Source organism: Segeticoccus sp. (assembly GCF_035708005.1).
The window spans coordinates 1-12347 of sequence record NZ_DASSTI010000133.1 but is presented as its reverse complement, the minus strand read 5'-3'; the positions used below and the strand labels follow the sequence as shown (position 1 = coordinate 12347).

Sequence of the window (12347 nt, the reverse complement as noted above, 5' to 3'; positions counted from 1 at the left end):
GACACCGGCTACTGGATCGGCGACTACACCACGGAGCCGGAGAACGGCGGTCTCGGCGTCTTCGCCCACGAGTTCGCCCACGACCTCGGCCTGCCCGATGAGTACGACACGGCGGGCGGTGACAACGGCACCGGCTTCTGGACCCTGATGAGCTCCGGCTCGTGGATGGGCCACGGCAAGGACTGGATCGGCACCACGCCGGACCACATGAGCGCGTGGGACAAGCTGCAACTTGGTTGGCTCGACTACGACGTGGCGGTCTCCGGGAAGAAGTCTTCCCACAAGCTCGGCGTCGCCGAGCACGCCACGAAGAAGTCACAGGGCCTCGTGGTGGTGTTGCCGAAGAAGTCCGTCACCACGAACCTCGACATCCAGGCGAAGGAGGGGACGCGGTACCTCTACTCCGGTGCCGGTGACGACCGGACGGCGAACGCCACCAGTCCATCGTTCACCGTGCCGGCGAACGGCGAGCTGACCGCGCAGGTGTACTACGACCTCGAGACCAACTGGGACTACGGGTACGTGGAGGTCTCCGCGGACGGTCAGAACTTCGAACCGGTGAAGACAAACCTGTCGACCACGGACAACCAGAACGGCAACAACCATGGCCAGGGCATCACGGGAAGCAGTGGTGGCCAGTGGGTCGGCCTCACCGCCGACCTCAGCCCGTATGCCGGCAAGCAGGTGCAGGTCCGGTTCGAAACGGTCAACGACGCTGCAGTCCACCACCTGGGCCTGCTCGTCGACGACGTGCAGGTGGGTGCCGCGCTCAGCGCGGGCTTCGAGGGCGACACCTCCGGGTGGACCCTGGACAAGTTCCTCGCCACCGACGGCGAGTACACCCAGGACTTCAACCAGTACTACGTCGCGGAGAACCGGCAGTACGTCGGCTACGACACCACGCTGCAGCAGGGCCCGTACAACTTCGGCTGGGGCTGGACCAAGCCCAACTGGGTGGAGCACTTCCCCTACCAGAACGGCATGGTGGTCTGGTACTGGGACACCGCCTACGGCGACAACAACACCTCTGAGCACCCGGGCGCAGGCCTGATCCTGCCGGTCGACTCGCACCCGGATGCGCTCACGTGGAGTCACAGCGGTGCATCGCTGCGCAACCGGTTCCAGCCCTATGACGCGTCGTTCGGCCTCGAGGCCACCGACGCCTTCACCTGGCACCGCGAGTACTGCGCCGCCGAGGACGCCGACGGCACCTGCACCGAGGTCGAGGTCGAGACGGCGACCGCGCCCTCACAGCCGGGCGTCGCGGTGTTCGACGACTCCGACCCGATGCGCTACTACGACCCGGCGAACCCGCAGGGCAGCGTGAAGGTCGCGGGCACCGGCACGACCATCGAGGTGATCAACAGCAACAAGAACGGGATGATGACGGTCCACGTCCGCTGACGTCCCGCACGCACGGCGCGCCGCCCCCGAACCTTCGTTCCGGGGCGGCGCGTCCACGTTCAGCGCAGCAGCTGGCGGGCCATGACCACCCGCTGGATCTGGTTCGTGCCCTCGTAGATCTGGGTGATCTTGGCATCGCGCATCATCCGCTCGACGGGGAAGTCGCGGGTGTAGCCCGCTCCCCCGAGCAGCTGGACCGCATCCGTCGTCACCGCCATGGCGGTGTCCGAGGCGAGGCACTTGGCGGCCGCGCCGAAGAAGGTGAGGTCGCTCGCTCTCGCCTCGCTCCGTGCCGCGGCGGAGTAGACCATCTGGCGCGCCGCCTCCACGCGCATGGCCATGTCGGCCAGCATGAACTGCACCCCCTGGAAGTCGGAGATCGCGCGCCCGAACTGCTGCCGCTCCTTGGCGTAGCCGAGCGCCACGTCGAGGGCGCCCTGCGCGATGCCCACCGCCTGCGCGCCGATCGAGACCCGGGTGTGGTCGAGCGTCCCCAGCGCGACCCGCAGACCCCGGCCGCGCTCCCCCAGCAGTCGATCCGCCGGGATCCGGCACTTCTCGAGGTAGACCTCGCGGGTCACCGACCCGCGCAGCCCCATCTTCCTCTCCGGCGCCCCGTAGCTGATCCCCTCGTCGTCGGCGTGCACCACGAAGGCCGAGATGCCCTTGGACCCACGCTCGGGATCGGTCACGGCGAAGACGATCAGGTAGCGCGCCACCCCCGCCGAGGTGATCCAGGTCTTCACGCCGTCGAGCACATAACTGTCGCCGTCCTCGGTCGCGCGGCAGGTCATCGCCGCGACGTCGCTGCCGGCCTCCCGCTCACTGATCGCGTACGCCATCAGTGCCGCTCCCGAGGCCACGTCCGGCAGGTATGCCGACCGCTGCGCCTCCGTGCCGAAGAGCAGCAGCGGGGTGGTCCCCAGCTTGTTGGAGGTCTGGATGCTCGAGGAGGAGGCACAGACGCGGGCCACCTCCTCGATCGCGATGGCCGACGCCAGTGCGTCCACGCCGTCACCGTCGTACTGCTCCGGGATCCCCGGAGCGTGCAGGCCCGAGGCGACCAGCACGTCATACGACTCCTGGGCGAAGCCGCCGCGCTCGTCCACCAAGGCCGCGTTGGCCGCCAGCTTCCCCTCGGCGACCGCTCGGGCGGCCGCGCGGAACTCCTCGTGCATCTCGGGCAACAGGAACGGCAACGACATCGGTACTCCTCCGTGGGCGGTCGGCTCCCATCGCACCAGCCGGGCTCCACCCCCTGCCACGTCAGCATGCACAACGCCCTCACCATCTGTTGTGCGCCTGCACATGGCCGAGATGAGGCACGGATTCCTAGTGTCCGGTCCATGGCAGCCCTTGACGGAGTGCGCGTCCTCGACCTCAGCCGGGTCCTCGCCGGCCCCTACTGCACCGGCCTGCTGGCCGAGCTCGGCGCCGACGTGGTGAAGGTCGAGTCACCGGCCGGTGACGATGCGCGGCACCTCGGGCCGTTCCTGGACGGGGAGAGCGTCTACTTCGCGCAGCTCAACAGGGGCAAGCGCAGCATCGTGCTCGACCTCAAGGACGAGGGCGACCGGGAGACGCTCCACCGACTCGCCGAGAAGGCCGACGTCGTCGTTGAGAACTTCCGCCCCGGCGTCGCCGCCCGGCTCGGGATCGACCACGAGCAGCTCTCGGCCCGCAACCCGCGCCTGGTCTACGCGAGCATCTCCGGCTTCGGGCAGAGTGGACCGCTGAGCCAGCGACCGGCCTACGACCTCATCGTGCAGGCCATGTCCGGTCTGATGGCCGCCACCGGCCCCGAGGGCGGCTCCCCGACCCGTGTCGGCGAGTCCCTCGGCGACGTCGTGGCCGGCCTCTTCGCTGCCTGGTCGATCTGTGCTGCGCTCTTCGAGCGGGAACGCACCGGCGTCGGGCAGCACCTCGACGTGTCGATGCTCGACTCCCTGGTCGCGTTGCAGGTCACCGGGATGAGCATCCTGACGGCGACGGGCGCCCTGCCCGGCCGCGTCGGGAACCGGCACCCGGTGTCCACCCCGTTCGACACCTACCGCACGCGGGACGGGCTGGTGGCCATCGCGGTGGCCAACGATGTGGTCTTCCGGCGCTTCGCCGCGCTGATCGAGCGCCCGGAGCTGGCCGACGACCCCGACTACGCCACGGATCGCGCGCGCTGCCAGCGGGTCGAGGCCGTCCGCACGGCCACCGAGGCGTGGACCTCACCGCGGACGACCGACGAGGTGCTGGCCGCCGCCGAGGCGGCCGGCGTCCCCGCCGCCCCCATCCAGGACCTCGACGAGGCGATCAACAGCGACCAGCTCAAGCACCGCGGCCTGGTGGGTGAGTTCGAGCACCCGACCCTCGGCGTCCTGCCGGCGCTGCGCCAGCCGGTTTCCTTCGCCGGGGATCGTGTCCCGGTGCGCCCGAGCCCCGGCCTCGGGGAGCACGAGGCCGACGTCCTGTCGTCCTGGCTCGACAGCTGACCCGGGCCGCAGGGAGCCGCACCCGGCAGCTCCGACCCGGCGGGTGGCTCACGCCACCGAACGGTTCCGCCGGCTGAGCGCGTCGACCGTCACCGCTGCCAGCAGCACGAGCGCCGTGACCATGAACTGCGCCGCGGCCGAGAGGTTGAGCAGCCCCATGCCGTTGTAGATCGTGGCCACGACCAGCCCGCCGAGCAGCGCGTGCACGATCTTGCCACGGCCCCCGAACAGACTCGTGCCGCCGATCACGGCAGCCGCGACGGCGAGCAGGACGTACTGGCCACCGTTGACGTTGCTCGAGATCGAACCGAGGCGCGCCGCATAGAAGACGCCCGCCGCCCCCGCGGTCAGGCTCGACAGCGCGAAGGCCAACAGCCGGATGCGGGACAGGTTGATGCCCGCGCGGCGCGCCGCCTCCGCGTTCCCACCGATCGCGTAGACATAGCGACCGAACCGGGTGCGAGTGAGCAGGAACGTCCAGCCCACCACGATGGCCAGCACGATCGGCACCGCCCACGGCACACCGCTGCCGGCCTGGCAGACCGCGACGAGCGCCACCCCGGCGGCGGCGATCACGGCGATCTTGAGGATGCTCAGTCCCACCGGCTGGGCGACCAGGCCGCCCACGCGCCGCTGCCGCTCACGGAGCAGCGTGAGCCCGGCATACACGACCACCACGAGCCCCACCACGATCCAGGAGAACAGGTTGCTCACCTGCCCGTAGGCGATGTTGTTGATCACCTGGTTGCTGACCGACATGGTGCCGCCGCTGCTGGCCCCCGCCAGCTGGTTGATCACGGCGATCAACAGGCCCTGCAGGCCCAGGAGACCGGCCAGGGTCACGACGAAGGAGGGGATCCTCAGCCGGGTGATGAGCAGCCCCCAGACCGCGCCGATGACCGTGGCGATCGCCAGGCCCAGGAGGATGCCGACGTACCACGGTTCGTGGTGCGGAGGACCGGTGATCCAGACCGCGAACACCGCTCCGATGGCACCCGTGTAACCCAGCGAGAGGTCGATCTCGCCGAGGAGCAGCACGAACACCTCGGCGATGCCGAACAGGACGAAGACCGACGCCTGGACCATCAGGTTGATGATGTTGCCGGCGGAGAGGAAGACCGAGTCCTTCACCTGGAAGAAGATGATGATCGCGATCAGTCCACCGACCACGGGCAGCACGCCACTCTCGCCGGAGCGGATGCGGGAGATCCACGCGCGGAAGTAGCCGCCGAGTGATCCCGCCATGGCGGGGGGCTGTGCCGCGATGGCCTCGGCCGCGGGGAGGTCCTCCTCGGCGACCGGCCCGGTGGTCCGTTCTGGTGATGATGACATTCAGGACTCCCGGTCGTCCTTGTTCGAGATGGCGCCGGTGGTGATCAGCTCGACCGTCGAGCCGATCGTCAGCTCCCGGACCGGGGCGGTCCGGGCGAGGGAACCGAGGTACATCACCGCGATCCGGTCAGCGACCTGGAAGACGTCGTTGAGGTTGTGCGAGACGACCAGCACGGCGATGCCGTGGGAGCTCAGTCGCTTGACCAGGTCCAGCACCATCGCGGTCTGCGACACCCCGAGCGCCGCCGTGGGCTCGTCCATGATGACCAGCTTCGCGTCCCACATCACGGCACGCGCGACCGCGACCGCCTGCCGCTGGCCGCCGGAGAGCGAGGCGACCAGTTGGCGGATGGACTTGACCGTCGTGACCGACAGGTCGCTGAGCGTCCGGTTCGCCTTCGTCTCCATCGCCGCCTCGTCGAGCACGACGCTACGCCGCTCCTCGCGCCCGAGGAACATGTTCTGGACGATGTCGAGGTTGTCGCACAGTGCGAGGTCCTGGTAGACGGTCTCGATGCCCAGGGCCGAGGCGTCGCGTGGGCTGTGCAGGTGCACCGGGCGGCCGCTCCAGAGGATCTCGCCGGCGTCGATCGAGTGGATGCCGGCGATCGCTTTCACCAGGGTGGACTTGCCGGCGCCGTTGTCACCGACCAGCGCGGTGACCTGCCCGGCCGGCACATCGAGGTCGATGCCGCGGAGCGCCTGGACCGGCCCGAAGTGCTTGCCGACCCCACGCAGGCTCAGCAGCGCGCCTTGATCCTCGAGCAGCGCACTCCCGGCCGGCTCTCCGGCCGGGCGCGCGCTGGGTTGTTCGCCCACTAGAACGTGATCCCCGCGTTCTTGCACTCGGAGGCGAACGACTTCGTGCACAACTGCTTGGCCGGCACGAAGTTGTCGGCGATGACGGTCTTGTTCATGTTCTTGGTGGTCACCCACTCGGGGGTCAAGAGCACGGACGGCACCTTGACGTGGCTCTTGGTGTCCTCGGTCGTCCCGTTGACCAGTCCCGACGGCGGCTTGACGCCCGCACGCAGGTAGATCGCCAGGGCCGCGGCGGCCTGGGCCTCGAGGTAGATCGGCTTGTAGGCCGTCCCGCACTGGTAGCCGGCGAGGATGTTCTGCAGTCCGACCAGCGTGGCGTCCTGACCGGTGATCGGGAACTGCTTCGGCTTCTTGCCGTGGTTCTTCAGGTAGGTGATGATCGGCGCGGCGTTCTCGTCGTTCGGGACGAGGGCGGCGTTGGCGTCGGAGTGGGCCGTGAACGCCTGGGTGAACTCGGTGGCCGCAGTCGGCGGGTCCCAGGTCCCGGCAGGTTCGGCGACCTTGGTCCACTTCCCCGACTTGTACAGCGGGTCGAGCACGGAGTCGTAACCCTGCGCGAACAGGGTCGCGTTGTTGTCCGTCGGGTCGCCACGCATCTCGATGACGTGCGGACTGGCCACACCCCATGCCTTGGTGCAGGAGACGAGTCCCTGCCCGATCAGCTTGCCCACCCGGACGTTGTTGAAGCTGACGTAGTAGGAACGGGTGCCGCCGAGCGTCAACCGGTCGTAGTCGATGACCTGTGCGTTGTGCTGCTTGGCATAGCTCTCGACCTTGGCGCCCACCCCGGAGTTCAGCGGGTCCACCACGATGACCTTCGCTCCGGAGCTGATCGCCGACTGCGCGTCGGTGAGCATCGTGGCGTCGCTGCCCTGTGCGTTCTGCACGGAGTACTGGCTGGAGTCCAGGCCGGCGGTCTTGAACGCCTTCTCCAGGTAGGGCGCGTCGAACTCGGTGTAGCGGGCGGAGGTCACCGTGTCCGGAAGGATGACCTCGATCTTGCCGGAGCCCTTGGCGGCCACCGACTTCAGCTTCGCCATCGCGGAGAAGTTCCGCGTGAACGACGTCGCCGACGTCTTCGCTCCCGTACCGCCGGACGAGCCGGTCGAGCTCGACGAACTCGTCGGGCTCGAGGAGGGCGACGACGACGAGGTGCTCGCCTTCGCGGTGCTGGAGTGGGAGGACGAGGCGCTCGTGCCCCCGCTCGAGCAGGCGGCCGCCGCGAGCGCGGTGGTGGCCAGGATCGATGTGATTGCCAGCTTCTTCGTGACCAGCACGGTACTGCTCCTCTCGATCGAGCGCGGTCGCGATGCCCTGGCACGGTGTCGAAGCTGCCGGGTCGGGGGCGAGCCGCCTGCTTTCACGGTAGGCGCGCACGCGTGAACGCTCCGTTAACAATTCTGCGGGGAGATCAACAAGCCGTGAACACCGCTGGCCCGGCGAGCCACCGGACCGCGCCACTCGGCGTCCGGGGCCACGCTGCTCGGCGTCGGCGGTGATGGCCGCTCAGTCGGCGGCCAGACGGTAGCCGGCGCGTGGCTGGGTCAGGATGAGCGCGGGCTGCCCCTCGACCTCGAGCTTGGCGCGCAGCCGTCGCACGTAGACCCGGAGGTACTCCGTCTCGGTCTCGTAGCCGGGACCCCACACCCGGCGCAGTAGGTGGGCGTGCGAGAGCAGCTTGCCCCGCTCGACGACCAGCTCGCGCAGAAGGGCGAACTCGGTCGGAGTGAGGTGCACGGCACGTCCGTCCCGCGTGACCTGTTGCCGGGCCAGGTCGACGACCAGCGAGCCGAGCTGCACGACCGGCGAGACGTCGGTCGGGGTGTCGGCCGGCCGGCTCCGCCGCAGGGTGGCGGTGATCCTGGCGAGCAGCTCCTCGATGCCGAACGGCTTGGTCATGTAGTCATCCGCGCCGACGTGCAGGGCGGTGACCTTGTCCCGCTCCCCGCCGCGTGCCGAGACCACGATGATCCCGACGCTCGAGCGTTCGCGGATCTGACGGCACAGCTCGAACCCGTCCGCCGCCGGCAGCATGAGGTCGAGCAGCACGATGTCCGGGCGATCGGTGTCGAGCTGGCGCAGGACGCGCGCGCCGTCGTGGGACACCACGGTGTCGTAGCCGCGCACGGAGAGGTTGGCGCGGATGAGGTCCACGATGTTGGGGTCGTCCTCGACGAGCAGCACCTTCGTCCGTGGCTGGTAGTCAGACATCGCTGACCTCCCCGGCCGGGACGTCCGCCTCTGCGGGCAGCTCCACGACGAACCGCGTGCCGGCATCGAGCGGCTCATGGCGGAGGTGTCCCCGGTGGGCCTCGACGATCCCCCGCGTGATGGACAGGCCGAGGCCCGCACCGGACGTCGATCCCGGGCGCCTGCGGCCCCGGCCGGATGCCTCCTCGTCGACCTCGAGCCCCACGCCGTTGTCGCTGACCTCGACGACCACGGCGTCCGGGGTGTGGGGGCGCACCGTGACGCGCACCGCGGTCCCGGGCGGGTTGTGCCGGACAGCGTTGTCCATCAGGTTCATCATCACCTGCTCCAGCCGGTCGTGGTCACCCCACACGACGGGCACCCCGTCACCGCAACAGATCTCGATCGCGTCGGCCGCCTCGCGGCTCAGGCAGGACCGCGCTGCGTCGATGACCAGCGGCAGGTCCACCCAGTCCGGCCGGATCCGCAACATGCCGGACTCGATCATCGAGAAGTCGAGCAGGTCGTCGACGAGCCTTCGCAGCCGGGCCGATTCGCTGCTGATGTGCCCGAGGAACCGGCGCTGCGAGGCCTCGTCCCACGTCACGTCGGTCTGCATCAGGCTGGAGGCGTAGCCGCGGATCGCGGTGAGGGGCGTGCGCAGCTCGTGGGAGAGGCGTGCCAGGAACTGTCGCTGCATCTCCTGCGACCGCCGAAGGGCACTGGCCTCCCGATGGGCCGCCTCGGCGCGCTCCCGCTCCAGGGCCAGCAGGATCGAGTGCGCGGCGTCCTCGAACAGCACCCGCTCATCCGCACCCACCAGCCGGGTCCGCCAGCCGGCCACCAGCACGGCGTCCGTGGCGGCCTCTGGCAGACGCACCAGGAGATGGCTCCCACCCTGACCGTCCGGAAGGATCTGCGCCACGCCGCTGCCACCGCCGTGGGCCAGCGCCCGGTCGGCCACGGCGGACAGGCCGACCGGGTCCGCGGCACCCGGGGCCCCGGCGAAGGCCCGACAGCTCGACTGCGCGCCGTCAACCCGGCCGAACAGGCCGACCTGGTCGGCACCGACCGCCTCCCGCAGCGTCTGCACGGCAGTGCGCAGCCCGACGGCCAGCGCGTCGGGGCCGGCAAGGGTCTGCAGCACCGAGCGGATCGTCTCGAGCACCTTGTTGCGCGCCGTGAGCTCGGTGAGGAGGCGATCCCGCTCCAAGGTCCCGGCGGCGTACCCGGCATACAGGTTGACCAGGTCGAGCTCGTCCCGGCTCGGTGACCCGATGTCCGGGCGATAGACGCCGATCACCCCGGTGACACCCCGGCCACCGGAGAACGGCACGGCCCACCAGCTCGCGACCCCGGCGTCGGCGAGCAGTCGACCCCAGGAGCGGAGCGGCTCGTTCCCGGCGACGTCCGGCTCGACGGCCGCCACCCCGCCGGCCAGGGCACGGACCAGCGGCACCGGCGAGTCGCCCAGCGGCAGCCTGGCCCAGGCGGTCTCCAGAGCCGGCGTCAGGCCCACCGACCCGAGACCGACGAGGGCGTCACCCTCGCGCAGGTGCAGGCTGAGCTGCCCGGTGCCCAGGGCCGCCCCGAGGGTGGACAGGATGAGCGTCAGGCCGGCCGTTCCGTCGGCCGAGGCGGGGCGGTCGGCAGCGGTGAGCTGGTCCGCGAGGCCGTGCAGCCGGCTCAGCTGGTGGCGCGGCGCCGAGGAGGGGTCGTGGCCGGACATGAGGGCCAGCAGCTCGTCGGGGTGGGAGTGCAACGGCTCGACCTGCGCGATGACTCGACCGTGGCGCAGGACCACGATCCGCCCGGCCAGCCGGAACAGCTGCTCCACGTCGTGGGAAATGAGCAGGGTCGTCGTGCCCTCGTCGTGGAACCGGCGAAGGAGCCGCTCGACGTGGGCGGACTCCGTCCGGTCCAGCGCTGCGGTCGGCTCGTCGAGCAGCAGCAGCCGCGGGCGGGGCGAGACGGACCTGGCGATCGCGAGGAGCTGCCGCTGACCGGTCGTGAGGGTCCACACGGGGCAGGTGAGGTCGGCGATCGAGATGCCGAGGTCGTCGAGGATGGCCTGGGCGCGCGCATGGAACCTCGCGTCGGAGGTCAGCAGCCGGTGCCGCTCCCGGCCGAGCATGAGGTTGGCGGCGGCATCGAGGTTGTCCGACAGCACCAGGTGCTGCCAGACCACCCCGATACGGCCACGCGAGTCGGAGGGCGGCCGCGAGGCCACCCGCTCACCGTCGAGCCAGACCTCGCCGCGGGCGTCGCCGAGGTCGCCGCAGATGCACCGCAGCAGGGTCGACTTGCCCGCACCGTTGTCACCGGCGATGCCGACGATCTCCCCGGGACGGACGTCCAGGTCGACGTCCTGCAGCGCCGCCAGCGGGCCGAAGCTGACCGACAGTCCGCGGACCTGCAGCACGGACCCGCGCCACGCTGTCCGGGGTTCCGGTAAGGCCACGGGCTCATTATCGCCACGCTGCCTCCGGCTCGTTCAGCGCTCCGCTGCCGACAGGGTCAGGTCGGTCCGACGCAGCAACTGGGCGTTGAGGGCGACGACCACCGTGGACAGGCTCATCAGGACAGCGCCCACGGCCATCGGCAGGACGACTCCCGCCCAGGCCAGGGCGCCGGCCGCGAGGGGGATCGCCACGATGTTGTAGCCGGCGGCCCACCAGAGGTTCTGGAGCATCTTGCGGTAGGTGCGTCTTGACAGTCGCGCCACCGAGCCGATGGCCCGCGGGTCACTGGAGGCGAGCACGATGCCCGCCGACTCGACGGCCACGTCCGTGCCGGCGCCGATGGCGATGCCGACGTCCGCCCGAGCAAGCGCCGGCGCGTCGTTGACGCCGTCACCGACCATGGCGACGGTGTGACCGCGCCGCTGCAGCTCGGCCACCGCGCGGTCCTTGTCCGCGGGCAAGACCTCGGCGAACACCTCGTCGATGCCGAGGTCCGCCGCCACCGCGTCGGCAACCTGGCGTGCGTCACCGGTGATCATGCCAACGCGTATGCCGTGCGCATGCAGGCCGTCGATCGCCGCGCGTGACTGCGGGCGCACCTCGTCCTCGAGCGCCAGCGCGCCGACGACCTCGCCGCCCCGAAGCACGTGCAGCACCGTGGCCCCACGGGCCCGCCACCGGTCCACCTCCCCGGAGAGGGCGTCCGGGACGGTGATCCCGCGTTCCCGCAGCAGCGCCGGACCGCCGACGGCGACCGGTCCTCCGTCGACGACGGCCTCGACGCCGCGCCCCGTCATCGAGCTGAACCCCGACGCGGTCGGCAGCTCGCCGTGCGTCCGCGCCGCGTCGACGATCGCCCGGGCGAGCGGGTGCTCGCTGTCGGACTCGACGGCACCAGCCACCCGCAGCAGCGCCGCGTCATCGCCGTCCACCGCCGCGGCACCGGTGACCCGGTGCTCTCCGAGGGTGAGCGTGCCGGTCTTGTCGAACATCACGGCGTCGACCTGCCGCATGCGCTCGAGCGCCAAGCGATCCTTGACGAGGACGCCGTGTCGCGCCGACAGCGACGTCGAGATCGCGGTCACCAGCGGGATGGCCAGGCCGAGGGCGTGCGGGCAGGCGATGATCAGCACGGTGACCGCGAGGGTGACCGCCTGGTCCGGCTGGCCGAGCAGGCTCCACGCCACCACCGTGACGACGGCCGCGGCCACGGCGACGTAGAAGAGCAACGCTGCGGCCCGGTCGGCCAGCGCCTGAGCGCGTGACTGCGAGCCCTGGGCCTCGGCGACCAGGCGCTGGATGCCCGCCAGTGCGGTGTCCTCGCCGACGGCGTCCACGCGAACGCGTAGCGCCGAGTCCGTCGCCACGGTCCCGGCGACGACGCGGTCACCCCCAGCGCGCGGGACGGGGCGCGACTCACCGGTGATCATCGACTCGTCCACCTCGGCGGTCCCCTCGACCACGGTCCCGTCGGCGGGGACGCGGCCCCCGCTGCGGACGAGGACGACGTCCCCGACGGAGAGGTCAGCGACGGTCACCGTCCGGATCCCCGCACCGGTCACCAGTTCCGCCTCGTCGGGCAGCAGCTCTGCGAGGGCCGCCAAGGCACCCGAGGCCTGCCCGACGGCGCGCATCTCCAGCCAGTGGCCCAGCA

At 70.6% G+C, this 12347-nt stretch carries 10 protein-coding genes; 3 read left to right on the top strand and 7 right to left on the bottom strand.

All coding sequences use genetic code 11. From position 1 onward, the window contains the following. A partial coding sequence (locus VFL99_RS13015; RefSeq protein ID WP_325106794.1) for a M6 family metalloprotease domain-containing protein occupies positions 1–1404 on the top strand: 1404 nt, incomplete at its 5' end. Between the two features lie 59 nt (positions 1405–1463). Here the strand turns inward: VFL99_RS13015 and VFL99_RS13010 are convergent. After that, positions 1464–2609: an acyl-CoA dehydrogenase family protein gene (locus VFL99_RS13010; protein WP_325106793.1), complete on the bottom strand. Its 1146-nt coding sequence runs from the start codon at positions 2607–2609 to the stop codon at positions 1464–1466. 141 nt (positions 2610–2750) lie between these two features. Here VFL99_RS13010 and VFL99_RS13005 point away from each other — a divergent pair, with 141 nt between their 5' ends. Continuing rightward, the gene (locus VFL99_RS13005; protein WP_325106792.1) at positions 2751–3887 is read left to right on the top strand and encodes a CaiB/BaiF CoA transferase family protein; all 1137 of its coding nucleotides are present in this window, start codon (positions 2751–2753) and stop codon (positions 3885–3887) included. Positions 3888–3935: 48 nt separating this feature from the next. Here the strand turns inward: VFL99_RS13005 and VFL99_RS13000 are convergent, their stop codons facing one another. From VFL99_RS13000 to VFL99_RS12990, 3 genes are read right to left on the bottom strand one after another with little or no spacing between them, the layout of a single operon-like run. Then, complete coding sequence (locus VFL99_RS13000) at positions 3936–5219, bottom strand: sugar ABC transporter permease (protein ID WP_325106791.1); 1284 nt, start codon at positions 5217–5219, stop codon at positions 3936–3938. After that, the gene (locus tag VFL99_RS12995) at positions 5220–6038 is read right to left on the bottom strand and encodes an ATP-binding cassette domain-containing protein (protein ID WP_325106790.1); all 819 of its coding nucleotides are present in this window, start codon (positions 6036–6038) and stop codon (positions 5220–5222) included. It lies immediately after the preceding gene. After that, positions 6038–7081 (bottom strand): sugar ABC transporter substrate-binding protein, encoded by a 1044-nt coding sequence (locus VFL99_RS12990; RefSeq protein WP_325106789.1) that lies wholly within the window; start codon positions 7079–7081, stop codon positions 6038–6040. Before VFL99_RS12990 ends, VFL99_RS12995 begins: the two co-directional genes overlap by 1 nt. A gap of 16 nt (positions 7082–7097) precedes the next feature. Here VFL99_RS12990 and VFL99_RS12985 point away from each other — a divergent pair, with 16 nt between their 5' ends. Beyond that, positions 7098–7424 (top strand): hypothetical protein, encoded by a 327-nt coding sequence (locus VFL99_RS12985; RefSeq protein ID WP_325106788.1) that lies wholly within the window; start codon positions 7098–7100, stop codon positions 7422–7424. Between the two features lie 123 nt (positions 7425–7547). On the opposite strand, the gene VFL99_RS12980 is transcribed toward VFL99_RS12985, so the two are convergent. The 3 genes from VFL99_RS12980 to VFL99_RS12970 all read right to left on the bottom strand — a co-directional run. Further along, the gene (locus VFL99_RS12980; RefSeq protein WP_325106787.1) at positions 7548–8252 is read right to left on the bottom strand and encodes a response regulator transcription factor; all 705 of its coding nucleotides are present in this window, start codon (positions 8250–8252) and stop codon (positions 7548–7550) included. Beyond that, a complete protein-coding gene (locus VFL99_RS12975) occupies positions 8245–10692 on the bottom strand; it encodes an ATP-binding cassette domain-containing protein (protein WP_325106786.1) in 2448 nt (815 codons plus the stop codon). Before VFL99_RS12975 ends, VFL99_RS12980 begins: the two co-directional genes overlap by 8 nt. A 33-nt stretch (positions 10693–10725) precedes the next feature. Next, the coding region (locus tag VFL99_RS12970) for a heavy metal translocating P-type ATPase (protein WP_325106785.1) at positions 10726–12347 on the bottom strand (1622 nt) is incomplete at its 5' end.

What these genes read in the sequence shown, in the direction of transcription:
- VFL99_RS13000 (WP_325106791.1), bottom strand. Translation starts at nt 5,219, where the DNA reads ATGTCATCATCACCAGAACGGACCACCGGGCCGGTCGCCGAGGAGGAC.
- VFL99_RS12980 (WP_325106787.1), bottom strand. Translation starts at nt 8,252, where the DNA reads ATGTCTGACTACCAGCCACGGACGAAGGTGCTGCTCGTCGAGGACGAC.
- VFL99_RS13005 (WP_325106792.1), top strand. Translation starts at nt 2,751, where the DNA reads ATGGCAGCCCTTGACGGAGTGCGCGTCCTCGACCTCAGCCGGGTCCTC.
- VFL99_RS13010 (WP_325106793.1), bottom strand. Translation starts at nt 2,609, where the DNA reads ATGTCGTTGCCGTTCCTGTTGCCCGAGATGCACGAGGAGTTCCGCGCG.
- VFL99_RS12990 (WP_325106789.1), bottom strand. Translation starts at nt 7,081, where the DNA reads ATGGCGAAGCTGAAGTCGGTGGCCGCCAAGGGCTCCGGCAAGATCGAG.